Annotated in this window: 24 protein-coding genes and 2 pseudogenes; 17 read left to right on the top strand and 9 right to left on the bottom strand. The window is 46.8% G+C overall.

Annotated features, from left to right (window positions below; genetic code table 11):
• Positions 1 to 30 precede the first annotated feature (30 nt).
• The 10 genes from sctV (at position 31) to MPB2EB_RS00945 (ending at position 9,548) form a co-directional block, all read left to right on the top strand.
• The gene (gene sctV, locus MPB2EB_RS00900; protein ID WP_185182016.1) at positions 31 to 2,100 is read left to right on the top strand and encodes a type III secretion system export apparatus subunit SctV; all 2,070 of its coding nucleotides are present in this window, start codon (positions 31 to 33) and stop codon (positions 2,098 to 2,100) included.
• Complete coding sequence (locus MPB2EB_RS00905; protein WP_185182017.1) at positions 2,087 to 3,460, top strand: FliI/YscN family ATPase; 1,374 nt, start codon at positions 2,087 to 2,089, stop codon at positions 3,458 to 3,460. Before sctV ends, MPB2EB_RS00905 begins: the two co-directional genes overlap by 14 nt.
• Positions 3,461 to 3,477: 17 nt before the next feature.
• Entirely contained in the window at positions 3,478 to 3,849 is a 372-nt protein-coding gene (locus MPB2EB_RS00910; RefSeq protein WP_185182018.1) for a hypothetical protein, read from the top strand.
• Positions 3,849 to 4,343: a hypothetical protein gene (locus MPB2EB_RS00915; RefSeq protein ID WP_185182019.1), complete on the top strand. Its 495-nt coding sequence runs from the start codon at positions 3,849 to 3,851 to the stop codon at positions 4,341 to 4,343. Before MPB2EB_RS00910 ends, MPB2EB_RS00915 begins: the two co-directional genes overlap by 1 nt.
• Positions 4,336 to 5,427: a FliM/FliN family flagellar motor switch protein gene (locus MPB2EB_RS00920; RefSeq protein WP_185182020.1), complete on the top strand. Its 1,092-nt coding sequence runs from the start codon at positions 4,336 to 4,338 to the stop codon at positions 5,425 to 5,427. The genes MPB2EB_RS00915 and MPB2EB_RS00920 overlap by 8 nt, the downstream gene beginning before the upstream one ends.
• A complete protein-coding gene (gene sctR / locus MPB2EB_RS00925) occupies positions 5,424 to 6,074 on the top strand; it encodes a type III secretion system export apparatus subunit SctR (RefSeq protein ID WP_185182021.1) in 651 nt (216 codons plus the stop codon). The genes MPB2EB_RS00920 and sctR overlap by 4 nt, the downstream gene beginning before the upstream one ends.
• On the top strand, positions 6,071 to 6,340 hold the full coding sequence (sctS, locus tag MPB2EB_RS00930; RefSeq protein ID WP_185182022.1) for a type III secretion system export apparatus subunit SctS: 270 nt from the start codon (positions 6,071 to 6,073) through the stop codon (positions 6,338 to 6,340). Before sctR ends, sctS begins: the two co-directional genes overlap by 4 nt.
• 2 nt (positions 6,341 to 6,342) lie before the next feature.
• Complete coding sequence (gene sctT / locus MPB2EB_RS00935; protein ID WP_185182023.1) at positions 6,343 to 7,143, top strand: type III secretion system export apparatus subunit SctT; 801 nt, start codon at positions 6,343 to 6,345, stop codon at positions 7,141 to 7,143.
• Between the two features lies 1 nt (position 7,144).
• A complete protein-coding gene (locus MPB2EB_RS00940) occupies positions 7,145 to 8,203 on the top strand; it encodes an EscU/YscU/HrcU family type III secretion system export apparatus switch protein (RefSeq protein WP_185182024.1) in 1,059 nt (352 codons plus the stop codon).
• Between the two features lie 208 nt (positions 8,204 to 8,411).
• On the top strand, positions 8,412 to 9,548 hold the full coding sequence (locus tag MPB2EB_RS00945; protein ID WP_185182025.1) for a hypothetical protein: 1,137 nt from the start codon (positions 8,412 to 8,414) through the stop codon (positions 9,546 to 9,548).
• A gap of 314 nt (positions 9,549 to 9,862) precedes the next feature.
• Here MPB2EB_RS00945 and MPB2EB_RS00950 read toward each other — a convergent pair whose 3' ends face one another.
• From MPB2EB_RS00950 to MPB2EB_RS00960, 3 genes are all read right to left on the bottom strand, one after another.
• Positions 9,863 to 10,663: a hypothetical protein gene (locus MPB2EB_RS00950; RefSeq protein ID WP_185182026.1), complete on the bottom strand. Its 801-nt coding sequence runs from the start codon at positions 10,661 to 10,663 to the stop codon at positions 9,863 to 9,865.
• Between the two features lie 699 nt (positions 10,664 to 11,362).
• Positions 11,363 to 13,012 carry a hypothetical protein gene (locus MPB2EB_RS00955; RefSeq protein ID WP_185182027.1) on the bottom strand — a complete coding sequence of 550 codons (1,650 nt, stop codon included), beginning with the start codon at positions 13,010 to 13,012 and terminating at the stop codon, positions 11,363 to 11,365.
• Positions 13,013 to 13,224: 212 nt separating this feature from the next.
• The gene (locus MPB2EB_RS00960) at positions 13,225 to 13,683 is read right to left on the bottom strand and encodes a hypothetical protein (RefSeq protein ID WP_185182028.1); all 459 of its coding nucleotides are present in this window, start codon (positions 13,681 to 13,683) and stop codon (positions 13,225 to 13,227) included.
• Between the two features lie 743 nt (positions 13,684 to 14,426).
• Between MPB2EB_RS00960 and MPB2EB_RS00965 the strand changes: the two genes are divergently transcribed.
• Positions 14,427 to 15,167 (top strand): FadR/GntR family transcriptional regulator, encoded by a 741-nt coding sequence (locus MPB2EB_RS00965; RefSeq protein ID WP_185182029.1) that lies wholly within the window; start codon positions 14,427 to 14,429, stop codon positions 15,165 to 15,167.
• A 42-nt stretch (positions 15,168 to 15,209) separates the two neighbouring features.
• Here the strand turns inward: MPB2EB_RS00965 and MPB2EB_RS00970 are convergent, their stop codons facing one another.
• Positions 15,210 to 16,124, bottom strand: coding sequence for a LysR family transcriptional regulator (locus tag MPB2EB_RS00970; protein WP_185182030.1), 915 nt, complete (start codon positions 16,122 to 16,124; stop codon positions 15,210 to 15,212).
• Between the two features lie 155 nt (positions 16,125 to 16,279).
• A complete protein-coding gene (locus MPB2EB_RS00975) occupies positions 16,280 to 16,762 on the bottom strand; it encodes a DUF721 domain-containing protein (RefSeq protein WP_185182031.1) in 483 nt (160 codons plus the stop codon).
• Between the two features lie 138 nt (positions 16,763 to 16,900).
• On the opposite strand from MPB2EB_RS00975, the gene MPB2EB_RS00980 reads away from it, so the two are divergent.
• The 6 genes and pseudogenes from MPB2EB_RS00980 to MPB2EB_RS01000 all read left to right on the top strand — a co-directional run bounded on the left by MPB2EB_RS00980 (position 16,901) and on the right by MPB2EB_RS01000 (position 23,478).
• Positions 16,901 to 17,728 carry a hypothetical protein gene (locus tag MPB2EB_RS00980; protein ID WP_185182032.1) on the top strand — a complete coding sequence of 276 codons (828 nt, stop codon included), beginning with the start codon at positions 16,901 to 16,903 and terminating at the stop codon, positions 17,726 to 17,728.
• A 299-nt stretch (positions 17,729 to 18,027) separates the two neighbouring features.
• Positions 18,028 to 20,602: pseudogene (gene secA, locus MPB2EB_RS00985) on the top strand (preprotein translocase subunit SecA); the annotation flags it as partial.
• A gap of 116 nt (positions 20,603 to 20,718) precedes the next feature.
• Positions 20,719 to 20,799 (top strand): annotated as a pseudogene (locus MPB2EB_RS08595) (SEC-C metal-binding domain-containing protein); the annotation flags it as partial.
• A gap of 54 nt (positions 20,800 to 20,853) precedes the next feature.
• Positions 20,854 to 22,095 carry a bifunctional glutamate N-acetyltransferase/amino-acid acetyltransferase ArgJ gene (gene argJ, locus MPB2EB_RS00990; protein WP_185182034.1) on the top strand — a complete coding sequence of 414 codons (1,242 nt, stop codon included), beginning with the start codon at positions 20,854 to 20,856 and terminating at the stop codon, positions 22,093 to 22,095.
• 41 nt (positions 22,096 to 22,136) lie between these two features.
• Positions 22,137 to 23,015, top strand: a complete 879-nt coding sequence (locus MPB2EB_RS00995; protein WP_185182035.1) for an ATP-binding protein — start codon at positions 22,137 to 22,139, stop codon at positions 23,013 to 23,015.
• Between the two features lie 10 nt (positions 23,016 to 23,025).
• Positions 23,026 to 23,478, top strand: a complete 453-nt coding sequence (locus tag MPB2EB_RS01000; protein ID WP_185182036.1) for an NUDIX domain-containing protein — start codon at positions 23,026 to 23,028, stop codon at positions 23,476 to 23,478.
• 19 nt (positions 23,479 to 23,497) lie between these two features.
• Here MPB2EB_RS01000 and MPB2EB_RS01005 read toward each other — a convergent pair whose 3' ends face one another.
• The 4 genes from MPB2EB_RS01005 to MPB2EB_RS01020 all read right to left on the bottom strand — a co-directional run bounded on the left by MPB2EB_RS01005 (position 23,498) and on the right by MPB2EB_RS01020 (position 26,386).
• Positions 23,498 to 23,686 carry a DNA gyrase inhibitor YacG gene (locus MPB2EB_RS01005; protein ID WP_185182037.1) on the bottom strand — a complete coding sequence of 63 codons (189 nt, stop codon included), beginning with the start codon at positions 23,684 to 23,686 and terminating at the stop codon, positions 23,498 to 23,500.
• Between the two features lie 36 nt (positions 23,687 to 23,722).
• Positions 23,723 to 24,481, bottom strand: coding sequence for a cell division protein ZapD (zapD, locus tag MPB2EB_RS01010; protein ID WP_185182038.1), 759 nt, complete (start codon positions 24,479 to 24,481; stop codon positions 23,723 to 23,725).
• 176 nt (positions 24,482 to 24,657) lie between these two features.
• Positions 24,658 to 25,281, bottom strand: a complete 624-nt coding sequence (gene coaE, locus MPB2EB_RS01015; protein WP_185182039.1) for a dephospho-CoA kinase — start codon at positions 25,279 to 25,281, stop codon at positions 24,658 to 24,660.
• A 187-nt stretch (positions 25,282 to 25,468) separates the two neighbouring features.
• On the bottom strand, positions 25,469 to 26,386 hold the full coding sequence (locus tag MPB2EB_RS01020) for an A24 family peptidase (RefSeq protein ID WP_185182040.1): 918 nt from the start codon (positions 26,384 to 26,386) through the stop codon (positions 25,469 to 25,471).
• Between the last annotated feature and the right edge of the window lie 15 nt (positions 26,387 to 26,401).

Below are 26,401 nucleotides of genomic sequence, written 5' to 3' on the forward strand. Positions count from 1 at the left end.
TTAAATAGACTAAATTAAAAAGATTAATTCATGAACAGGCTGACTACTGCCATCAACCGGCTAAACGCTATTTTAATTGCTGCCTCCAAACGGCAAGATATTGTTCTAGTCTCGATTGTGGTAACGGCAGTGTTTATGATGATCCTGCCGTTACCGACTGTACTGGTCGATATATTAATTGCGATCAATATCATGTTGTCAGTGACGGCACTAACGATTGCAATTTATATTCGTAATCCGCTTGAATTCTCGGCTTTCCCAGCGCTTTTGCTGATCACCACCTTATACCGGCTGGCGCTGACGATTACGACGAGCCGTTTGGTTTTGCTGCAACATGATGCAGGCGAGATTGTCTATGCCTTTGGTAATTTTGTGGTCGCTGGCAATGTTGCGGTCGGGATTATTATTTTTACGATCATCACAGTCGTGCAATTTATTGTCATCACCAAGGGCGCGGAGCGAGTGGCTGAAGTCAGTGCGCGTTTCTCTTTAGATGGAATGCCTGGGCGGCAAATGAGTATCGATGGCGATATGCGCGCCGGTGTGATGAGCGCGGAAGAGGCGAAAATCGAGCGCGAATTGTTGCAAAAAGAGAGCCGTCTATTTGGGGCGATGGATGGCGCGATGAAATTTGTTAAAGGCGACGCCATTGCTAGCATTATCGTAGTCTTGGTGAATATCATTGGTGGTATTACGATTGGCGTAATACAGCATAATATGAGTGCGAGCCAAGCCGTCAGTACCTACGCGATCTTATCCGTAGGCGATGGCCTAATCGCACAGATTCCAGCATTGTTGATTTCAATTACCGCGGGTCTGATTGTGACTCGCATCCCAAATGCGGAGCAGCAGAATCTCGCCACTCAAATGACGAGCCAATTGACTGCGCAGCCATGGGCGTTGCTCATGGCAGGGGGCGTCATGGCTATTTTCGCGTTGATTCCTGGGTTTCCCCCTTTCATTTTTGGCGGGCTAGCTGCTCTAGCCGTAGGCCTTGGTTTGTATATCCGACGCGGCAAGGCCGCCGCAGCACGCGGACAGCAAGAGACGGAGGCAGCCAAGGACGGGCTTGAAGCTGCACCGGCACCTGCGCTATTGGTGCGGCTGGGACCCAAGGCCGCCCAGCGCGATCGGCTCGCCGATATGCTTGAACAATTTCGCCGAGAAAAATTTGACGAGCTTGGCCTGCCATTCCCACTTCCGATTATTGTAGAGGCTCCAGAGTTGCTCCCGTATCAGGTTGAAATTCAACTCTACTTGGTTCCCGTGGTTACGCTAACTATGCCGGAAAACGTAGACCTAGTCTGGGCAAGAGCGCAAGCATTGCATATCGATGCGCAAGAACATTCTTTGCCATGGGGCGTCACTCTATCCTGGCTGCCGTCAGAGCAAAAGGAGATAGCGACCCGTCTCGGCTTAGCTACCTATAGCCACGAGGAGCGCATCAGTGCTCTGTTAGGCGCGGTAGTGGCGCGTTATGCGGAAGATTTTATCGGCTTGCAAGAAACGCGCTCGCTCCTAAACAGGATAGAAGAAAGCTACCCAGAACTGCTGCGCGAACTACTGCGCGCGATGACTTTGCAAAAAGTTTCCGAAATCATGCGACGCCTTGTCTCTGAAGGCGTGCCAATTCGTGATCTGCGCTCAGTATGCGAGGCATTAACGGATTGGGCAAATAAAGAAAAAGATATTGTTTTATTAACTGAGTATGTGCGCATCACTTTGCGCCGGCAAATCTGCCATGTTTTTGGGGGGCCGCAACGCCGTATTTCAGTACTCTTAATTGGCGAACGCATTGAAAATATGATTCGCGATTCAATTCGCGAAACCTCCGCCGGGACTTATGCGGCATTAGATGCGGATAAAACCAGTGCAATTCTTGAACTTTTGCGCCGTCATATCAATAGCTATCAAGCTCGCGCAGAATACCCGGTACTCTTGACGGCAATGGATGTACGTCGTTATTTACGCAAGATGATCGAACGAGAGTTTTTCTCCACACCAGTATTATCGACGCAGGAGTTAATGGACGATCTTGAGGTGAATGTGCTGGGTAATCTTGAATTATTTGATGAGGACCATCGCCATGCATTGGCCTGACGTTGAAGTGCTCGCACAGCGCCTGGATGAACGGCTGCAAGCTAAAGTTTCTCTATCGCCTGCACGCGTGATCGGTGCGGTCCGCCGCGTTGGCCCAACCGTTCTGCACGCTTCTTTGCCGGGCGCGCAATTGGGTGAACTATGCCGTATTGGTACGCGTGGCTTGATCGCGGAAGTCGTCGGTTTAAGTGAAGAAACCGCAATTTTGTCACCGTTCGATGAACCTCTAGGCGTTGCTTGCGGAGCTGATGTTGAGCGGTTGGAGCGGCAACTTGAAATTGAGGTCGGGGATCATTTAATTGGTGCTGTATTAGATGGATTTGGCCGACCGTTAAGAGTCCAAAGAACGCGTGCGCCGGGGACGTTGAGCCAGTCGCGGCCGATTTGCACGGACCCGCCAAGCGCGTTATCACGTCCTTTAGTCGCAGAGCCTTTGGCACTCGGGATTCGCGCGATTGATGGTTTGTTGACTTGCGGCAAAGGCCAACGGGTCGGAATTTTTGCGGCCGCAGGAGTTGGCAAAAGCGCCTTGTTGGGTATGATGATGCATGGCAATTTAGCCGATATTGTTGTCCTTGCATTGGTTGGGGAGCGTGGCCGAGAGGTGCGCGAATTTATCGATCGCGTATTTGATGATGAAATGCGGCGGCGCGCCGTGATTGTGATTGCGACTTCCGATCGGCCTGCGTTGGAGCGCTATAAAGCCGCCTACACCGCAACCACTATCGCTGAATATTTTCGTGATCAAGGCAAAAATGTATTATTGCTAGTTGACTCTGTCACGCGCTACGCGCGTGCGGCGCGTCAGCTTGGCGTAGCGGCTGGCGAGCCGATGGCGGCTAACGGTTACCCTCCGAGTGTTTTTGCTGCGTTGCCGCGTCTATTAGAGCGTGCCGGGCCAGCCGCGCAGGGGGTGATAACCGGTATCTACACTGTGCTCGTAGAGGGCGACAATATGAACGAGCCAGTGGCCGATGAAACCCGCTCGATTCTAGATGGGCATATTGTTTTGTCGCGGGCTTTGGCTGAGCGTAATCATTATCCTGCGATCGACGTATTGCGTAGCGTCAGCCGAGTGATGAATCAGGTTGCGCCATCCGAGCTTAAAAAGCACGCTGCCAAATTGAGGCGTTTGCTGGCGCGTTACGATGAGATAGATTTACTGGTGCGCGTTGGAGAATATCAGCGCGGCCAAGATGCGGAAGCCGATGAAGCGCTTGAGCGGCGCTCTGCGATAGAGAGTTTTTTGCGCCAAAGCACAGCACAAAGAGGTGGACTGGCTGAAACTGAAATGGCGCTGAGGCAGGTGCTTACCGAGAGTCAGCCTACCCGGTTAGACCAGAATGAGTGGATGCATTAACTTAGAGACCCTATGTTATGTGGTCAAAATTAATCGCGGTTAAGCGCCGCCGAGAAGAACGTTTACGAATTGCAATACACCAGGTTGAAGCGCAAGTGAGTGAATTAAAAACCGCTCGCGCAAAACTCGATGAGCAACGCTTGCAAGTCATGCAGCAATGGCAAGCACTGAGTGCGCAAAGCTCAGTGCGCCGGTCAGATGGAGTAGAGGAATTATTGCAAGAGCTGAGCCATTACAATCTTACAGCTTTGAATTTTGAGCAAGAGAGCCAGCAGCTCGGTGCGCAAATAGAGGATTTGCAGCAACAACTTAAGGAACACAATATCCTGCTTCGGCAATGTATTGCGAAGCAGGAGAAATTAAAGCTCATTGAAAAACAACCAAGATAATGCAAATTTTAACGACAGATAACCGCCACGATGCAGGCAGTAGAGAGTCCCAGTCAGACTCGCCACAACCAACGCCATCACAAGAACAGATGCAGCGGTTCGCGGATTTGCTCAAAAAAAAGCGAACCTCAGAAGCGCTGGGGGTGCCGTCGTCGCTCCCGTCGCCATTGGACACCTTTGGCGGCACACTTAAAACCGTTCATAGCCGGAGCCTAGCCCCGGCAACCCTGCGTGCGTTAGCGGAGAGCATCTTTATGCTTGCTGCAATCAAGATACAAAACGCAGGCAGTTCATTGCATGTTACGGTGCATTCAGGGATGCTTGCTGGCGTTGAAATGCGGGTTGCCCAACTCCAAGGCCGTCTCAAAATGACACTGCGCGCAGCTAATCCTCAACAATTTGAAGCGCTGAAAGGGATGCGGCATAAACTTGAGCAGCAGATGTCTTCACTCTACTCACTTGAGAGCATATTAATTGAGCGTCTGTATGACTGAGCAAGCCTTTTTTGAAGCGCCGGAGTGGACTGTCGCAGACGCGCATTTGCAGCAAGCGATTGGTAGCGGGCGGCAAAGTGAAACAGAGGGACTTTCGCTCCAATTGACCCAACGCGCACAAGCTTCGAACCCTGCGCAACGCACGATGTTGCCGCTTGAATTATCGCTTAACGGCCAATCAGTCTGGATTTGGTTTGATGAAGTAGCGTTGCTGGAATGGCTGGAGCCGATTCTACCCACGCCAGATTTTTCAGTGCTCGATGAGGGTTTGCGCGAAGCCGCGGCGGCCTGGACCTTAGCGCCGTGGCTAGATTGGTGTGTACAGCATGGGCTAGTGCCGCCATCGATTAAAGCGCTGGGCGCACCAGCATCGCCTCCTGCTCGATCTGATCAGCGAGAATATGCGGCCGACATGGTTTTGTCTTTGGTCTCTTCTAAAGATCTTCGTTGGCTTGATCTGCATCTCGATGCATTTCCATTAACCTGGTTGAGCGCCTTGGCAAAATGTATGACCGCCAGTCCGCATCAGCCGACGGAACAGCACACCGTCATCTCAGCTTGTGCGGCTTTTGCGCATTTATCTGTCGCCCAACTGACTGCATTAAAAGTAGGTGATGTCGTTATGGCTAGCTGGCAAGCTCCGCTTAAAAACGCTAGCCTGTTATTGGTATTGGACCGGCTGTTAGTGCAAATATGTCGGTTGGATGAAAATCATATTCAAATTGAGCGCATTATGGAGCCATTAGGCGAAGAAAATCATTTTATGACTGACACTCCTGAAGTCGCGGCGCACGCCCCTCTCGCAGAAGAGGTTCAGCCCGTAGCTGAAGATAATCTCACCCTCGGAAAGGTTGCTGCAAGTTTACCGCTGACCCTAGTTTTTGAAATTGGACAGATGACAGTGTCACTTGCAGCGCTTTCTCAGCTCAAAGAGGGAGATGTACTGGAAGCCGATTTGAAAACCACACCGGAAATTGGCATTCGCACTCAAGGCCGTTTAATTGCGACGGCGAGCCTAGTGCGCATTGGCGAGCGCCTGGGCGCCAAAATTACTCGCCTACTTGCGCCGGAAGAAACAAGATGAGTTTGCTCGATCACCCGCTGCAACTGATCGTTTTTCTTTTCCTGCTGTCGATTTTGCCTTTATTGGTTGTGCTTGGCACCTCGTTCTTAAAAATTTCGATTGTGCTGGCGCTTTTGCGCAATGCACTTGGCATTCAGCATGTGCCGCCAAATATTGCACTTTATGCGATTTCGCTCGTGCTGACGGCCTATGTGATGACGCCTGTCGGTTTACAGGTCAGCGATGCGCTCAAAGCCCATCCCGTGGAATTTAGCTCGCCTGAATCAGTGAGCCAAATCGATGAGAGCGTGCTCGCCCCATATCGGGCGTTTCTAAAACGCCATACGCCACCGCGGCAAACGCATTTCTTTGTTGATATTGGACAGCGCACTTGGCCGGAGCAATATAAGGAGCGGCTCGATGTCAATTCTTTATTAGTCCTGATGCCAGCGTTTGCGATTGGTCAATTGATTGAAGCGTTTAAAATGGGTTTGCTGATTTTTCTTCCCTTTCTCGCGATTGACCTGATCGTTTCAATCCTTTTGCTTTCCCTCGGCATGATGATGGTGTCACCGCTCACCATTGCCTTACCTTTCAAGCTCCTGTTATTCGTACTCATGGGGGGCTGGGAGAAACTCTTGTCACAATTAATGCTTTCTTACTCATGAGTGACTCCATCCTGATCCATATGACGACGCAGCTACTTTGGGTCGTCTTATTGCTTGCATTGCCTATTGTGGTTGCTGTAGCGCTGGTTAGTCTAGCGGTGAGCTTAATGCAAACCCTGACTCAATTACAAGATCAAACCGTGCAATTTATTTTTAAGTTGCTCACGGCCGCGCTGACTTTGCTCGTGACGTATCGCTGGATTGGCCTCACTTTACTGAATTATAGCGATATGGTGTTTCAACAACTGTCTGATATGAGGCGTTGAATATGACGGCCTGGGCCGCCTGGGCGCCCCTATTAAAAATGCTGGCGCTCTGCATGATGCGCCCGCTTGGCGTCATGGCGTTGCTTTCTGTCACTAGCCCTCGCATGTTAGGTGGCGTATTAATCAGAAACGCACTTGCGTTGTTAATCGCTTTACCTGCCGTGCCTATCGCTCTTGCCTGGGCGCACAGCGCTGCGCCGCCAGAGGGCTTTGCTTTTGCCGGCATGATGTTAAGCGAATTTTCAGCGGGCCTATATATTGGGCTTTTAGCGGCGATCCCATTCTGGGCGGTGGCTGTTGCGGGCGAGTTTATCGACACTGCACGCGGCGCTGGGTTAGCTGAAATTTTAAACCCAGCGCTAGGCGAAGAAGTTTCATTATTCTCGCTCCTTTTCGTACAATTATTAGCGGCGCTATTTTTTGTGGGAGGCGGCTTTAATCTACTGCTGGCAACGATTTATCAATCCTATAGTAAATTGCCGCTTGGGCAAGCGCTGTTAATGAATCAAGACACCGCTTTTTTTATGATCCACCAATGGCGTCTTGTGCTTGAATTAGGCGTTAGCTTTGCGCTACCGGCCGTGGCCTTGATGCTGTTGGTTGATTTCTCGTTTGGCTTGATTAACCGCACCGCTGGTCAACTCGACGTATTTTTTATTGCGATGCCAATCAAATCCATTTTTGCCTGTTTAGCATTGATTTTTGGACTGCGTTTAGGGCTTGGCCATTATTTGGATCGATTTGACGAAATTTGGCTAATCGTGCGTCGATTGTTGGAACTCAGCGCAACCAAGGCTGCATAAAATGGCCGAAAAAACCGAACAGCCCACCCCCAAGAAACTCAAAGACGCGCGTGAAGAAGGGCAGGTTGCAAAAAGCGTCGAAATTATCCAAGGGATGCAATTGCTAATAGCCGCGCTCTGGTTTTGGCTAGAAGGGCCGAAGTTGATTGCTGCGCTGCAAGATAATTTTGGTCAGGCAATTCAATACATGGCATTGCCGTTTGAGCAAGCGCTGTTAAGAATTTTTCTAGCGTGTATACAAGTATTAGTGCGCTTTACCGGTTCATTGGCAGCGGTATTGCTCCTGGTTACCATCATAACAGGGCTTGCGCAAACGGGTTTTCTCTTTGCGCCAAAAAAACTCAAACCTAAGCTTAGCTCAATTAGCATTCTGCAAAATTTAAAAAATCTTTTCTCGCTGAAAAAACTTTATACCTTACTCCGCACGATATTTAAGATTATCCTGCTGGGTTCTGTTTTCGCTTATATCTTAGGCCGCTATGGTAAATCTTTAATTTATTTGCCAGAATGCGGTGTGCACTGCGCAATTCCAGTCGTAGCTAAGTTATGTAGCTGGCTGATTGGCTGTGTGCTAGCTTTCTATATAATATTTGCGATCACTGACTATTTATTTGAGCGCTACCAGCTCATCAAGCAATTGCGCATGAGCAAGGAAGACATTAAACACGAGTTTAAGGATACAGAAGGCAACCCACACATTAAAGGGCACATTCGTCAATTGCATGAAGAAATGCAAGACAGCGATATGTCTGGCCGCGTTGAACGAGCCAGTGCCGTGATTAAAAATCCTACACATCTTGCAATATGTATATACTACAAGCAAGGTGAAACGCCACTGCCAATCGTCACCGAAAAAGGCGAAGGGCGTAAGGCATTACAAGTGCTTGAATTGGCGCAGATTTATAAAGTGCCGGTAGTGGCGAATGTTGCGCTTGCGCGACAATTGATGGCGGATACTAAGATTGGGGATTATATCCCTGATAAATTGTTTGAGCCGGTGGCTGAGGTGTTGAGGATTGCGATGTTGGAGTTGGATGGAGAGGGGCAAGTCCACGTTTGAAGGTAAACGTATAAAATTGTTTGATTTTGAGAAACTCTACCGAGAGATTTCTAGGATAGAATGGGCATAAGTCATATCGATAGCTTTAGAATAAGAATGGACCGAATATAGCAAAATAGTGTTTTGTATTTTTTTAACAGTTATTAAAATTTGACTAGTTCGCTATAAAATGAAGATTGGCTAAGAGCTAGAATTAACGGGGAAATAGATGAAATCATGCATTTTTGTAATGATGGCTGTTCTGACTGTGGTTGCGTGTGGGGGCGGGGATGGCGGACCGTCTGAAAACAATGTCTCATCGAGGCATGTTAATACCTCATCTGTAGCGGCAGGGGGCGGGAATAGCAGACCGTCTGAAAACGGTGTCTCATCTGATCATGCTAATATTGATACCTCATCTATAGAGACAGCGTCTGGAGATGGATCAAGGAGTGTTCCTGTAGACGGGGCTGAAATAGTCCTAGAAAATTCGACGTCCACTGAAGTAAGTGCGGCGGCGGGTAGTAAGTCTAAGCGTAAAAGGAGTATTAGGGATCCTCACGCTAAGTTTGAAGATATTCATTATCGTTCAGTTTTTGAAAAACTTTTTGATTTCGAAGGAAGTCATGTTACGGACAGAGAGACCTTATCATTAATAGAAATTGCGAGCATATTAGGCGGCGCGTACAGAGAAAATGGGAAAAATAAGGCTGAAAAAAAAGATGTAAAAGAATTAGTTCAAGATTATATAGATGAAAATGAAAAGATTCTAAAAGAAAACCCTGATGCTTTAAAGGTAAGAAAAATTATTTTAGAGAAAATTGTATCGAAAGAAATTTATTTAGAGGAAGCTTTAAAGAAAAGATTCTTGGGCAAGTTGAGTCAGCCTGGTGAGAATGCCGGGCAAGATGTGGTTAATAAATACCTGCAAGACGAAGCAAAGGCTATAAACACTGCATTCAATTATGGCATGATACTGCTAGGGGTTTATGCATCTACATATGCATTGAACTATCATCCCGAAGGTCTTCCGCAAAAGGGTATTCAGATCCCTGAGAAGAATTTTGAAATTAGGGGGGCCAGCATTAGCGATGAAGTTTCTGTTAATAGGCTAATGGTTTCAGTGTGGAGGTCTAAAGAAAGTCATTCTTCGAACTCTGCTCAAATTCAAGGTGTGCGTTATTATAGTGACAACGATCAAAATTTTCCGAGCAAGAATAAGGGAAATCAAGAAGGGTGGTATAGTTTTAGTTCTAACGACCCTGATGGAGAGCCGAAATACTTAGAAGGTGTTAAGCGTGGTGAAATTGCTAGTTGGCTGAACGAGCCAAGCAACAGAGTCACTGATTTTATGTATTTTGATTAAGATGATTTTGTGTGGCGGAACAACGGGAAATAGGCACCAGGCTGTGAATACATTTAAAGGATCTTTCTGGGTGACGGGGGGAGATTCCAAGTTATTGGCCGAGTTTACGCCACGCCTTCTGAAATGCAGAGTGGCTTGATCAAATCGGTTAAGATACTGCGAAAACCTCAAATGCCAAGCCTCTCACATTGGCGACTATATGACCCGCGCTAACGATCCTCCTCCAGGCAACACCGTTATCTGGAGGGGAGTGCGAAAACTCATCGATATACAGCTAGGTTTTGAACTCGCTCAAAGTTGTGGGTAATTGTAAGTTATGGATTGCTTATGAAAGAAGAATTACTTGCTAAAGAAGAATTACTTCCCTGGCTTGTGCTTCGAATCCGTGACGATTTGTAAGCCCTTCTTAGGTCGTTCAGATTTATAGATCTACTCATTAGCTCGTCATTACCCTCGTTGAGGGTTTCTCCAACTGTGGCTCCGGTCCTTTCGGAATCTATATCAGCCAAATTAGTTTGCCCGTCTTCAGTTTCTGGGAGTGTGGCGTCATTTTGTGTAATTTGAGGAGAAATTATATTTTCAGCTTCATCAAAGACATTTATTGATGAATTACTTGTCGATCTGGCGAGACTTTTAATTTCGTTTACCTGATTTTCTAGTGTTTGCACTCGCTCGAGTAAAAGGTCTATTGATTCTTGGTGCTCTTTCTTTAAGGTTGCCGGCTTCCTAGAAGCACAGCTAATTGCAATAAAAGCATAGGCGGAAAGGACTGTACATAAAGCTAGTACTACCTGTATAACCTCTGGATTTAACTGATCAACCCGCGCAGAAATTCGATTCACCTCTGTTGTCATCGAACCTATATGATTCAAAAAACTGCTTGCCTGTTGCTGTGGTTGCCAAGAGTTTTTCTCTAGCTCTCTAATAAAGCGAGGGGGCGAATTCTCATTTCCCGTCCTAGCGCAGAACCCTTCATCCTTATAAAGCTGCAAAACTTGGTTTAAATGAAGATCGCATAAATCTGGCACTTGTTTATTTTGGGCTTTTGTTTCCGTATCCCAAAAGTTAGGAAGCCAAGAGGAAAATAGAGATGTAACAGAGGATGGAATTTGCATTATCGGCTCCAGCAAGAAGAAAAAGTTTTGAAAATATAAGAAGTTTTAATAAAGAAGCGGAGATTTTTGACTAATGCGATTAAGTCCTGGTTGGGTGGGCTTGAATTGATTGGAAGTTGTTAAGTGATAAAAAGACTACCGCAATCATCACTATTGTGTGAGAAAGCAGCGTAATAAGCACTGAAATTTTCCGAAAACGAATAACTATCAAAAAAATTGTCTTGAAAATTTGGTAACATAGCTTTCCTATTTATTTCAAATATTAGCAGATTCTCAATTTCCCTCATCATACACTGATTTATTGTTTAATTCAAAATTGAATTTTGTCCTCTCTTCGTTTGTACTGGTTTTTTTGAAGGCTTAAGCCTAATCTAATTGGAAATTGAAAAGATCTTTTTCTGAAAATAAGGTAAAAAGTATGGGATTGGATTTTTAATGTAAATCTATCGATCGCGATTTTTTATATAAATCATTAATGTTTATTTAGGAAATTTGAAACTCACTTTGTCTCTATCAAATTTCCTCCGTACTTTATTTACGTATCAATTAAGGCAATTCGTCCAAAAAAGTGGTTAACTTGTATCGTTTTATCTTCCAATTCGGGCTACCCCCTCTTTTGATGCAGGCATAATACAGCAAGCTTCTTTGCACTAAATACTCTCCCAGAGGGGGCATTACTTATCCTTTAATTTAGTGTCCTCATTGCTGGGGGCACTCGTTTGGATTGGTTAGTGGTGGTGATCCGCTCCGTGATCCTGGAGATGAAGTCCATGAGCTCTCTTCGCTTGGGCTTCGGCCTTGGGAATAAGCGGCTTTTAGAAGGCTAAGGGTTATTATTATTGGTGATGATGGGTCGTCGATCTCCGGTGAAGTTGGAAGAGATTGCCCGTCACTTTCTATTCTAGATTCTACGCCATCCAAATTCTGAGTCCCTTCTGCTATATTGGTTAGATTATTTTGTTCGTCTTCAGTTTCTAAGGATGGGGTACCACTTTGTGTCGCCTGAAAAGAAGCTATATTCTGTGTTTCATTATAGGCTCTGCTCAATGAAATATTTGTCGGCCTGGCAGGATTTTCACTTTCGCTTACCTGATTTCCTTCTACTCTAGTTAGTCTAGATACTTGAGTTTCTAGCTCTTGAGTTCGCTCGAGTAAGGGGGGGATTAGTTCGCTCGGAGATCTCGGGCTGTCTGATGATTGTTGCGATCCGTTCCATGGCCCCCAATCCGATCTTGGCCATCCTAATGGTTGATCTGGCCACTGCGGGCCAACTAATTGTTTATTAGTTATTTCCTGTGAAATTGAATTAACTTGGCTACGCTCCTGCAGGTGCTTTATCAAATCTTGCACTACATTTCCTATCATTTGGCATAGCTCTCGAAGATTATCGATCTTTGCCGCTGTTGCTGCAATTTCTGTAGCTTGTTGATTAAGTTGAGCGGCTTGGGCTGTTTCTAAGTCAGAGTTTGGTTGAGGAGGCTTATTTTCAATGCGAGAAATTCTATCGTCAGCTTTAGCAAGGTCATTTTGTACCTCCTTGATTTTTGAATTTACCCCATCAATTTGTTTAGACAGAGCGCTCTGCAATTGATTTATGCTTTCGTTAAAACTACTTTCCAAATGAGTCCTGTTGTTTAGATCTTCTTTTGATTTTTGGAACTGTGCCGCTTGCATCCCATTCATTTTTCTCCATAAAACGGCCATCCCGCTGAGCGACAGCATTAAGGCACAAAACGCCAGATATAATCCCTGCTGCCCTGGTTGATTCAGATGTTCTGCTATTCGATCAAATTGATTCTTCATCGAATCCATTTTGGCAAAAATGAGATCGTCCTTTTCCATAGGCGAATTCATCGCCTGCTCTGCCTGTTTTAGCAAGTGATTCAGCATCTGCTCAAATTCAATCTCATATTTCCTCTCTAGCGTTCTTGCCGTATAGATCTGATACAACACAGCAATCACGCAGACTGAAAGCGACAAGCCCCAATCTCTCGGCTCCAGCCTGGGCAGTTGCGCTGTTATTCTACTGATGTTCTCTCTGATTGACGATAAATAGCTAAAGCCCTTATTTGTTGTTTGCTCCAATTCTTCGGTCTTATGCTCCGTACCCCCTATCTGCTGATTGGATAATGACATTTCTTCCGTGTCGCTTTCTGTTCCTAGCATCCCTTGAAAAGAAAGCGTAGGCAAAATTAAATGACTATCCAATAGCAAATTTGTTGAAGCAGATGGAGTGTTCGAGGTTGGTGAAGGGGACGATGAAGTTGATGAATCTAATGAAGATATCGAGCTTAATGAAGATGTTGAGTTTAATAAAGTCGTTAACCGTGGAGAATTACTAATGTTCATTTTTTACCCTTGTCACAAAGAAAAATCTTGCTTCCATCAGGAAATCATAAACCAGCGATAAAGCTTTAAAAATTCAAATAAACCATTCAAATTATTTGTTCAATCAAGTGCTACTCAATAAAATTTCTCGTTCCAGTTCTAACGGACTTTAAAAGTTAGTCAACTTTTATTGCACAATCATTTATTCCACATTTGCAGTAGCTTAACATTTTTTAATGAGGTAATGCGTGATACGGATCAACACCTGAGAACAATATCGCACAAAACATTTCATCATCTTTTAAATTGCAGGGGAAATTCAGGCAATCATACATAATTATTGGCTGGGCAGGTGATCCCTGCGGGCTGTCTGATGATTGTTGCGATTCATCCAATGGCCCCCAGTCCCATCCTGTGCTTGCTGATGACCGTAGTCGTAGTGTTTCCACTAGTCGGTCTGGCCACAGAAAGTCCGCTAATTGTTCATCGGAAATTTCCCGTCCAATTGGGATGGCTTGGCTACTCTCTTTCTGGCGCTTTAGCACTACTATTCTCCCTATTGTTCGGCATATCTCGCGAAGCTCATCAATCTCTGCAACTTGTTCCAAAATTTCAGCCTCAGTAGACTTAATGTTTTCAATTTCTTGAGATTGTGCTTGAGTGTTTTGTAATTTAGCGCTTAATTCAATCATGTTCTTTGCAAGTGCGAGATTGAGGATAAGTGGTTAAAAAGGCTACTTTTTGTTTGTTCTAACGGTTGAGTTGCTGGGTAGACCTGCTGGCTGTTGTGTGATCTATGTTTGTGTCGGAATTGATGCGATGGTGGTCCGTTTGAGACACCTCTAGACGATTAGCTTGGGGGGGATTGAGCGGTTTGAGAATAATGTCGAATTTGCATGATGGACTCCGGTAAGAGTTATAAGATATTTAAGAAAAAAATAGAGTATTTCGAAAATTAAAAATGCTTGGTTTTTATTTTTAGCAGATTTTAATGGGCTGTCAAATTTTATTTCTTGCTAGGCTTATTGGTATTTACTCTTAAAAAATTATATTAAATATAAATGGTGAATAAGGTAACGGTAAAAATACCGAGGATATGAGGTAAAGCAATACATCAGTGTTCATAATGAGATTTGGCCAGCTGAGTAAATATTGTTATCCAATTTATCCTTGTTGTAATCGGTCCGGCGAGCGCTGTGTTTGCGAGCTTGCAAAAGCAACGATATTTTAATTTGCGATTAATTTATGTGCTACTGAAGAGGGTAAATTATTGAAAATAATAATTTAATAATATTAAAAATGGAATTGAATATAAATTGGTGGTAATAATTCGGTTAATCAAATATTATGTTCGTTTTGGATAAGAGGTGAATGGGTAAATTAGATTAGGTCAAGAGAGGCAATCTTCAAAATTGATAGCGAGGAAAGATTTAATATGGCGGGGCCACAGGATTTTAAGGATGCACATACTTTTCGGATTGCTTCGGTAGGTACGTTAGCTGATCGCGTAACTCAGGTACTAGCTCAAAAAATAAGAAGCCAAGAGTTACGCCCTGATTCACGGCTAACAGAACATATCATGGCCAAACGTTTTGGCGTAAGCCGTACCGTTATCCGAGAGGCCATTTCACGTTTAAAATCAGACGGTTTAGTTGAGGCGCGCCAGGGCTTAGGTACAGTGGTTTTGCAGCCAGGCGCAGCGACTGCGTTTAGGATTGATGTCGGCACAACAGATTCATTGCAAACTGTATTTCAGGTATTTGAATTGCGGCGTAGCATTGAGGGGGAGGCTGCAGCACTTGCAGCACAGCGCTGCACACCTGAGCAATTGGTGCAAATCAAACAGGCGCTGGCAGCCATTGATGGAGCGGCAAAAAAGGGCGATGTCGCTGTTGACGAAGATTTTGGGCTGCACAAAATGATTGCCTTAGCCACGGGCAATGCGCTTTATGCATCTTTGTTAGATTTTCTGAACCGTTTTATTTATACATCGATTAAAGCGACTCGTACAACTCAGGTTAGTCGCATGGATTTTTCCTTACACGCGGAGCATCGAGCGATTATAGAAGCGATTGCGCGGGCTGATCCAGATGCCGCGCGGCGAGCTGCCATAGCGCATATCGATAATGCTACGGCTAGGGTGCGGATGGCCAATCTCGAAGGGAAGGACCAGTAGGATGGGTTGGCGCGAAGGAGCGGGGTGCGCAGCTCCGCGTTTTTATCTTGTATGTGAAGTATCACTTGCTAAAAGCTGCGTTGCGAGCTCGACAAATGCTCGTGTCTTAGCCGGTAAATGGCGTTGGCTTGAGTAGACCAGCGAAATTTGTTCGTTTGCCTCCGGTACGCTATATTCAGGCAGAATCCTTTTTAACTTACCCTTTGCTAAATCTTTATCTACCATGGTCTGCGGTAAGATTGCGATACCAATGCCGGCGAGCGCAGCTTCGCGTAATTTCGCTAAATCATTGACTAAATAAGCAGGTTCAATGGCTATTTGACGGCTTTCGCGAGAGCTGACAAAGGTCCAAGTGGGGCTGGAGGTACGTTGCGTAGGTCCGGCAAAGGTATGCTGTGTGAGTGCATTGAGAGAATGGGGCGTACCGCCGTGCTGAGCAAGGTAGCTCGGAGCCGCTACAAGGGCTGATTCAATCGTGAGCAGGGGGTGTTGAGTCATGCTCGTACTGGTGATTGAGCCCGTAGCGACAAGGCTGGCGTCAAAGCCGTTTTCGATTAAATCTACCGGCCGGTGCCCTAGCGTGAGTTGTAATTTTACCTTTGGGTAGCGTGTGCGATACGTGCTAAGCAAGGGGGTTAAATTAGCCAGTGAGAGGGCGGCTGACGCGAAAATCTTTAAAGTCCCACAAGGCACGCTTGACATTTGTGTCGCGTTGGCTTCGATTGCTTCAACTTGTGCCAGGATATGGCGACATCCATCTGCGTAAGCGCGCCCTGCTTCAGTTAACGATAGACAGCGGGTTGTCCGCTGTAATAGTTGAGTATTTAAATGTGCTTCGAGCAGCGCTACATAACGCGTGATGACTGCATTGGACAATTTAAGTTGGGTGGCTGCTCGCCCGAAGCTGCCGCTTTCGGTAACTTGCAGGAAGACGCGCATGGCTTGCAGTTGATTCATACTTTAACAGTGAGTGGTTTGGCGTAAACAGAAAATAAATGCAAGATTGTTTTGTGCTGGACATGATGCAACGTTTCACTCTCTACTCATATAAGAATGATCTTAAAAAATGAGAAAAATTAGGTATTAATATTACTTATAAGAGTATTGTTTTTTTATATTTTTTCTTGAGAAATTTTTGTTTGACGCTCAATCATCTGCGCTATGGCGGTTTGTAGCGGCGAAGGGGAGATTTTTTGGTGTAAGTCCTGCAAACAAGTCAAGCCCGTCTTCGATAGATGCGCTTCTTTGGCTGTGAAGATGGGTTTTGTGTGAGGTGATTGCACGCGGATTTTAATTGCATCTACTAGCCAGCCGCGTTCTTGTAATGTTTGCAATAAACGGGGCTCTAGATGGCGTAAACGTGCTGCGAGCGCATTATGTGCAGTGAGCAGGGAGAGTGTGCCATTTTTGATTGGCCCAACGGAAATATTGGGTGCTAGATAATCTGGTAAAACGCTGGCTAAGTCATGTTCCAGGGCTGCGATTTGTTTGATGCCGGCACGTAGCTGGGCGAAGGTTTCATTGCGTTCAAGCAGTTTGACGACGGATGATGCATTGGGCGGGCGGGACGATTTTGTAAAATTTTGAGAGCTCATAATTGTCTTGATCTTACATCAACCTAGATATATTTTGTGTTCGCTAGGTACATGTGTATTTCGCGAGTTCTTGCATGAGGCGTTTCTTTATAAGAGAAGATTTTTATATCTCAGTACCTAATAAACGGTGAGAAGTCTATGAGAAATTCTTTTTCTTGTGAAGAAATTCGGCTCATTCCATCTGCTGCTGTTTCTGACGAGCCACACTTTCAAGAAAGCAAGGTTGGGTTCCGATCGAAATTCTTTTCGCTAGGGAATTTGGCTGGGTTCAGAAATAAAATTGGAAGAGGCAGTCAAGAATCTCCGCAAATTATAAAAAAACCGGATGCTCAAAAGAGGTATGTACTTTCTACGGAGGAAGATTTCACAATCCGGTGTAACGCTAGAGCTCAAGCGATAGACCATCAAATTCCAAAGGAAAATTGTTTTTATTTTGATAGGTTTATTATGATAAACCCGAGTCATGTTCGCGCTATAAATAAAAGTGGAATTTTATATAAAAATGAATTTGGCACTCCTATTTTTCCTGAGGAGGGTTGGCTACAAAAGGTAAAGCTAGCTGACCGTTTGGATATACATGGTCATGGTAATGAGGAGTCTTTCTCAGATATGTCGGCGGAAGAATTGGCATACGCTCTTAAGAGCGCTGGGTTGAATGAGGTAGGTATTCTCAAATTACAATCTTGCAATGTTGGAAAGGGAGACGAAGAAAGTTTTCTGTATGAGCTTAAAGGCGCACTTGATGGTCAAGGAGTTAATTTCGGCTATATTTGTGGTCCTACAGGTTCCTTGACAGATTGGAGGGTAGCTGTAGAAACATCGAAACTCAATATTCGAATGCCTCCCTTTGTTTTAAAAAAAACAGTTAACTTTTTCATGCCAGCAATATTTGGCCTGCAGGTTGTGAAGGGAAATCTGGACATTGTTTTTCCTGGAACACGGTACGATCTCCCTATCCAAAAATAAATTATTGAGCGTTTCCACATAGTACGTGGGAGTAAGCGTAAAAATATTTTGTGAGATCGGCATTAGCATCAAGCAAAAAGCAAAATGGGGGCTGTCTGCGTGTTCGAACTTACAAAACTCCATTCTACGGTTTGGCTTTCTGTCTGTACGCACGCACACACATACACTAGACTAATGCGCGCCAGCCCTTGAGTTCAAGTTATACGTTAGCGCTATGTTTTCCCTGTATTACAGGGCAGAGTAGCATGATAAACTCTACTCTTTATTCAATAACGTTAGCAGTTATAACCTTATAAGCGATGATTGCAGGACTTCTCAAAAAGATTTTTGGCAGCCGTAACCAGCGGTTGCTTAAGCAATACCAAAAAACTGTCGTTGCGATCAATGCGCTTGAGGCGCAGTTCGAGAAACTCACTGACGAACAGTTGCAAGCGTGCACGGCACTCTTTAAACAACGGGTCGCGGCTGGCGAATCGCTCGAGCAGCTTTTGCCAGAAGCCTTTGCGGTGTGCCGCGAAGCGAGCCGGCGTGCGCTTAAAATGCGCCACTTCGATACGCAGCTTATCGGCGGCATGGCGTTGCATCATGGCAAGATTGCTGAGATGCGCACCGGCGAAGGTAAAACGCTGGTGGCAACCCTGGCTGCTTATCTCAATGCACTAGCTGACCGCGGTGTTCATGTGGTGACGGTCAATGATTATCTGGCGCAGCGTGATGCTGAGTGGATGGGACGCCTGTACCGTTTTCTGGGTTTGTCAGTCGGTGTTAATTTGTCACAGATGGAGCCTGAGGCTAAACGCGAGGCGTATGCGGCCGATATTACTTATGGCACGAATAATGAATTCGGTTTTGATTATTTGCGCGATAACATGGTGTACGAAGTTGGCGCGCGCGTGCAACGTGAACTGAATTTCGCGATTGTTGATGAAGTGGATTCAATTCTCATTGATGAAGCGCGTACGCCGCTGATTATTTCAGGGCAAGCGGAAGATCATACGGAATTATATCTAAGGATGAATGCGCTGCCGCCGCTGCTTGAGCGCCAAATTGGTGAGGAAAAGGCAGACGGGAGTGGGGTTGAAAAGCCAGGTGATTACACCCTTGATGAAAAAGCGCGTCAAGTCTTTTTGACTGAACTCGGTCATGAGAAAGCCGAAAATTTGTTGGCGCAATGGGGGTTGATTGGTGCTGGGGAAAGTTTATATGCGCCGCAAAACATTACGTTAATGCATCATGTTTATGCTGCGTTGCGGGCGCATACGTTATTTTACCGCGATCAGCATTACGTCGTGCAAAATGCTGAAGTGATGATTGTGGACGAATTCACGGGGCGCTTAATGGCCGGCCGTCGTTGGTCGGATGGTCTGCATCAAGCGGTTGAGGCAAAAGAAGGCGTACATATTCAACACGAAAATCAAACGCTTGCGTCTATCACTTTTCAGAATTATTTTCGGATGTATTCCACCCTGGCTGGGATGACTGGGACGGCGGATACGGAAGCGCACGAATTTCAGCAAATTTATGGGCTTGAAACCGTCGTGATCCCGACCAACCGAGCTAGCCAGCGGACTGACTATCAGGATCAAATTTATAAAAGTGCGCGAGAACGCTATGCAGCGGTGATCGCGGATATTCGTGCTTGCTATGAGCGCGGGCAACCCGTATTGGTGGGTACTACCTCAATTGAAAGCTCGGAGCTGTTGGCGTCGCTATTGACGCACGCGAAGTTGCCGCACCAAGTCCTTAATGCTAAGCAGCATGCGCGCGAGGCGGAAATCATCGCGCAAGCAGGTCGTCCTAAAATGGTGACGATTGCCACGAATATGGCTGGCCGGGGGACGGACATTGTATTGGGGGGGAATGTTGAGAAGCAAGCGAGTTTTATTGAGGCGAATGAAACCTTAGCTGCTGATGAAAAAGCGCGCCGGATTCAGCATTTGCATGATGAATGGCAGGCTTTGCATGATGGAGTTAAAGTGGCGGGTGGTTTGCATATTATCGGCACTGAGCGGCATGAAGCGCGCCGCATCGATAATCAATTACGTGGTCGAGCCGGGCGGCAGGGTGACCCTGGCTCTTCGCGCTTTTATCTCTCGCTCGAAGATCCATTATTGCGTATCTTCGCCGGTGATCGTGTACGCGCGATTATGGAGCGCCTTAAAATGCCCGATGGCGAGGCGATTGAGGCGAGCATTGTCACACGCTCGATTGAGTCAGCGCAGCGCCGGGTTGAGGCACGTAATTTTGATGTGCGCAAGCAATTACTGGAATACGATGATGTTGCCAACGATCAACGCCGTGTGATTTACCAGCAGCGCAATGAATTGCTCGAAGCGACCGATATTTCAGAGACGATCGCGGCCATGAGCGAGAGCGTGTTTAGTGTGCTAGTTCATACTTTTGTAGCGCCAGGTAGTATTGAAGAACAGTGGGATTTGCCAGGCCTGGCGCAAGTTTTGCACGATGATTGGCAGCTTGCGCTCAATTTTGAGCAGGCGGTTCAGGACGCTGATGTGGTGACTGATGCAGATATTTTGCAGTATGTATTGACGGTGGCGCATCAATCCTATCAAAACAAGGTGGCGCAGATCGGGCGTGAGGCGTTTAACGGATTTGAACGCTCGATTATGCTGCAAACGCTTGATGCGCGCTGGCGCGAGCATCTGGCAGCATTAGACCATTTGCGGCAAGGCATTCATCTGCGAGGTTATGCGCAGAAAAACCCCAAACAAGAATATAAACGTGAAGCTTTTGAGCTTTTTGCACAGTTACTTGATGCAATCAAGCTAGAGGCGATACGGATTGTTATGAATGTGCGGATTCAATCCGTTGAGCAGCTTGAACAAGCGACTGAGCAGTTTGAGGAAAAAGCCGCTCAGCACGATACTATGCATTTTCAACATGCTGAGTTTGCTGGAGCAATTGTTAATCAATCCATCTCTGAGTTGGAGCAGGATGCGCCTTCCAGCCACTCGCCGCTACGTGAAATAGCACCTAAAGTCGGGCGTAATAGTCCATGCCCTTGTGGGAGTGGCAAAAAATACAAGCAATGTCACGGTAAATTGGCGTGATGCACGCTCTGTAAGCGTAAATATCTGTCTGGTGCTTTGGTAATCGGGTTCTAAATGGCCGTCAATTTTCCTTTAATTTGTCCTGAGCAGCTCTATCCTGTGGCTGGAGTTACCCTGGGTTGGGCTCAAGCGAATATCCGCAAGCCTAATCGTAAAGATTTGCTGGTCATGGCGTTGGATGAAGGCGCAACGGTATCGGCTGTATTTACAACCAATCGTTTCTGCGCGGCTCCAGTCATTGTAAGCCGCGAGCATTTGGCGCGGGTGCGTAGCGGTGGGATGGGCGTGCGCGCGCTGGTGGTTAATACGGGTAATGCGAATGCTGGCACAGGTGAAGTGGGGCTGGCTCATGCTTATGAGGTGTGTTCTAGATTGGCGCAACTGGCCGGAATCACTGCGCAGCAGGTGCTGCCATTCTCAACGGGCGTGATTCTTGAGCCACTTCCGGTCGAGCGTTTGAATGCAGCGCTACCTGCGGCGTGGGCAATGCGCGCGCCAGCGCAGTGGTTTGACGCTGCTGAAGCGATTATGACGACTGATACTCGCGCCAAGGCTGCTTCGCAGCGTGTTGCAATTGGCACTAAGCAAATCACTCTCACTGGCATCAGCAAGGGCGCTGGCATGATTCGGCCTAATATGGCGACGATGCTGAGTTTTATTGCAACGGATGCCGGATTCACTCAGCCAGTGCTGGATAGCCTCACTCAATATGCGGCGGATCGTTCGTTTAATTGCATTACGGTGGATGGCGACACTTCGACGAATGATTCGTTTGTTATCGTTGCAACCGGCCAGGCGGATCTGCCGCTGGTTACTTCGACGGATGACCCAGCCTATATTGTGCTGCGCGATGCGATCACCGAATTGGCTCAGACGCTCGCGCAGTTGATTGTGCGCGATGCTGAGGGCGCGACAAAATTTATTACGATTCAGGTTGAAGGGGGGGCGACGCCCGCGGAATGTCGGCAGGTTGCCTATGCGATTGCTCATTCGCCACTCGTCAAAACGGCTTTTTTTGCCTCTGATCCAAACCTTGGGCGCATTTTATGCGCTATCGGCTATGCGGAGGTTGCTAAGCTTGAGGTCAATCAAATTGATTTATATCTAGATGATGTTTGGGTTGTGAAAGAAGGTGGCCGTCACCCTCATTATCTTGAGGAAGAGGGGCAGCGTGTGATGCAAAAACCTGAGATCACAGTACGCGTTGTATTAAAGCGTGGTCAAGCCAATGCGGTAATTTGGACGAGTGATTTGTCGCATGAATATGTGAGTATTAATGCAGATTATCGCTCTTAAATCCTGCTGAATGCTGCTAAATGAATGGGTATGGTATTGAGATGGATAAACTTGAACGTTTCCTAAGCCGCGCCGAGGGCTTGCTCGAGCGGCTAGAAGGATTGCTGCCACAGCCGGTTGGCGCTGTCGATTGGGAGCGATCGGTGGCATTTCGCTGGCGAGTACGCCAAGGCCAGGGATATTTACAGCCTGTGCCGCAAATATCGGCAATCACCCTCGATGATTTACAAAATGTTGACCGACAAAAGCAATTAATTGAAGCCAATACGCGTCAGTTTGTGCAAAGACTGCCCGCTAACAATGTATTGTTAACAGGTGCGCGGGGCACGGGTAAATCTTCTTTAATCAAAGCATGTTTAAATCGTTTTGCCGCAAACGGTTTGCGGCTGATTGAGGTTGATAAAGACGATTTGCATGAATTAGGCGATATTATTGAATCGGTTGCGCAACGTCCTGAGCGTTTTATTGTGTTTTGCGACGATTTATCTTTTGAAGAGGGTGAGCCGGGTTATAAGGCTCTGAAAGTCGCCCTCGATGGCTCAATTGCCGCACAGTCGGACAATTTGCTCATTTATGCTACCTCAAATCGCCGTCATTTATTGCCGGAGTATATGAGCGATAATGAAAGTTACCGCCCTACCAGTGAGGGTGAAATTCATCCAGGCGAAGCGGTTGAAGAAAAAATTTCACTTTCCGAACGCTTTGGTTTATGGGTTAGTTTCTATCCGTTTAAACAAGATGATTATCTTGCGATAATCCGACACTGGCTCAAACATTTTGGGTGCAGTGATGCTGATTGCGAGCAAGCGCGTAGTGAGGCTCTTACTTGGGCGCTTGAGCGCGGTTCGCGCTCTGGACGCGTAGCGTGGCAATTTGCGCGTGATTGGTCGGGCCGGCAAAGTAATCAACGGGCGGGTTAGTACATAGTTTATGGTGACTCAATCACAGGCCGAGCAGGTGCCGCAAGAGCGGCCGGTTACCCAGGTAGCGGTTGGGGTGCTGATGCGCGATGATGGCTCTTTTTTGCTTGCGCAGCGCCCTGCTGGCAAGCCTTATGAAGGCTATTGGGAATTTCCTGGCGGTAAGTTGGAAGAGCATGAATCGGTAGAGGCCGCACTTGCGCGCGAGCTGCATGAAGAGCTCGGCGTGACGCTTGAAACCTGCCAGCGTTGGCGGGTGCTGGAGCATGATTATCCTCATGCCTATGTGCGTTTATTCTTTTGCAAAGTAACCGCGTGGCGTGGCGAGCCGACTGGACGCGAAGGGCAAGCGCTGGCTTGGCAGACAATCCCAGTCGAGGTTGCTCCTGTACTCCCGGCAACGGTGCCGGTGCTAGATTGGTTGCAGGCCGATGCCGGGTCTTCTACCGCGTTGCTTGGTTAAAGCAGAAGAGCGGTCGGCTTTAGTCTGAGTCGTCGCCGGTATCGGCTTCAGCGGGGGTTTCTTGGGATTCGCTAATCACATAATTCTCGGCCGCCCAGGTGCCTAGGTCAATTTTTTTGCAACGTTCTGAGCAAAAGGGGCGATAGTGATTTTCTGACTTCCATTCGACGGTACTGTTGCAGATGGGGCAATTGACGACAATATTCATATAATCAAGAGAGAATCATGAGCCAACAAAACTAGATTATAAATTACATAATGTGAGTTGGAAGGGAATATCCGCATCCACCGGCCTTGGACGCATATCGCCATCTTGCGTGGTAAAACGCACCCATAGCATATATTTATTGGCACTGGCTTCAGGAATTACATTCAATTCGGCAGGAACGTGTATTTGCATTAACTGGCAGGTGCGGCCAGATAGCATTTGCTGGTAGCGGCCTTCGATCGCGATGACTTTGGTGATCTGGCTAGATTCACGGGCGAATTTTAATACAATCGCCATCGCATCGCGTAGTGGCAGTAATGGGATTATCCACTGCGCAATATCATGCCGACGTTGCTCGAGCGGACCCTGCTGCCAGGCATAGTAAGATGGCAAATCAAAGCGGCAAGTACCGCCGGGAATCGCTGAACGGCTGCGGATACTGCTGAGCCATTCATTATCCGCCAGATGCTGCCCGGCTTTGCCATGTATTTGATTGAGATGTGTCAGGGTCTGTGTGATTTCTACTAACACTGATTCCAGCGTGGTTTGATCAATCCCTGGGTTATCCCGATACGAAATGAGTGTTTGACGCTGCCGCTCAAGCTCTTTGCTAAGATCGGATTTGAGATCTGCCCGACCTGCTACATCGGCGATTTCAAATAGCGTCATCAGTGCGACATGGTGCTCCTCGGCGTTTTCGCGAGACAAAAAGAACGTAAAGCGGTTAAAAAGATCTTCAAACCGCAGCAGTGTTCGGATACGTTCGTTAAACGGATACTCGTAAAGAAGGGTCAAACTTAATGCCTATTAAAAGGAGCAAAATGGCGAATAAATACCGTCTATTCTAATCTGCATATTTAAGCGCTGCAATCTTGGTCAGAATTAATGATATTCACTCGCACAAAATTGCCTGTAACGCTATAAATTGTCTGCCTTTCAGAAATAAACATTTTACCCAGAGCGTGCTGTATCTAGGCTAACTTGAGATAATATTGATGCAATGCATCAACCTTATTATATAGACAAATTAGCGGCGTATCCTCTTGATTAGAAATAACATCATCAGCATAGGCTAGACGTGTTGCACGGGTTGCTTGGTGGGCCATAATTGCTTGCGCTTGTTCGCAGGTCAAGCCGTTGCGCTGCATCACACGTTTGATTTGCGTAGCAGGTGAGCAATCAACAACCAAGATCCGGTCGACCCGGTCTTTCCAACTGCCAGATTCAATTAATAAAGGCACGACAAACATTAAATATGGGCCTGTAGCAACACGCGCAGCGGCCTCACATTCAAGACGGATAAGCGGGTGCAAAATAGCTTCAAGGCGTAATTTAGCCTGCTTGTTGTTAAAAATTTCTGCGCGCATTTGCGCACGTTGAAGCGAGCCATCTGAGGCAATAAAGTCTGGGCCGAAATGTTCTGCAATGGATGGCATAGCTATGCCATCCATTGCAGTGAGCTTATGTGCGATCTGGTCTGTATCGATAACGGTAACGCCATGCTCGGCAAAGCGGTTGGCAACGGCCGTTTTGCCACACCCGATGCCTCCTGTTAAGCCAATCGAGAATAAATTAAATGTGTGTTGATGCGTCATTTTTGAAGATTACCCCTGCTACTGCCTTGCATCCTGTTAAATGTTAGCAGCAATTGAGTTAATGAATCATGAGTGTTTTTAAGCCTGAGGTTAAATTTCATCATCCTGGTGCTTTAAATCTCGCGAATCAAACAAAAATATTGGGGTTTCCCCAATTGGACATAGGCTTTGCTTTTTTAGAATGGGGTTAGCCAACAAAAAATGGTGCGCGCCAAAATAGCGTAATCATGCCTGCTGCAACAAGAAATGGGCCAAATGGCAGAGGTTGCTCTCTTTTTAGATGTCCGCTCATCAGGGCGATTAGGCCAAATAATGCCCCGGTAGCGGACGCCAAGAGCACGATTTGAGGCAGCGCAAGCCATCCAAGCCAGGCACCGAGCGCCGCCAGTAACTTGAAATCACCATAGCCCATTCCTTCCTTGCCGCGCAGTAAGCGAAAGCCCCAATATACTAGCCACAACAAAAGATAACCGGCAACGGCACCGATCACTGCGCTGTGCAATGGCGTAAAGCTCGCGTTAAGGTTCACTAAAAGCCCGGCCCAAATGAGGGGTAATGTGAGCGTATCAGGAAGCAAATGCGTATCAATATCAATCAAAGCCAGCGCGAATAAAGTAGCGCTGAACCCGAAGACGGCGAGAGCTTGCCAACTTGCGCCAAAGTGCCATAGCGCGCCGGCTGCTAAGCCGGCGCTCAATAACTCAAGGGCTGGATAACGCAGGCTAATTGAAATGTGACATGCAGAACAGCGGCCGCGGCATAGAAGATAGCCTACTAGGGGTAAATTCTCAAATGGGGTGAGCGTATGTTGGCATGACGGGCAATGAGAGCGTGGTAGGCAAAGATTATAGGTAGGTTTACCTAGAGGGTTTTTACGTGTGATTGCCTGCGTATGGGTTGCATCCGCCGTATTTGAGTCTGCCGCAAAGTGATTCCATTCCTCTTGCCAGGCCATTTGCAGCATGCTGGGTAAGCGATGGACGACAACGCTTAGAAAGCTACCGATAATGAGACCCAATAGTATGGCGCAAATATACTGAAAGCCAATTGGCAAGACAGCAAAGTTCGCTGCCCAGGCATTTAATGTAGCGGCACTAGGAGGCATAGGGAAAAGGTAGTA

The sequence above is a fragment of the Mycoavidus sp. B2-EB genome, from assembly GCF_014218255.1.
Taxonomy (GTDB): domain Bacteria; phylum Pseudomonadota; class Gammaproteobacteria; order Burkholderiales; family Burkholderiaceae; genus Mycoavidus.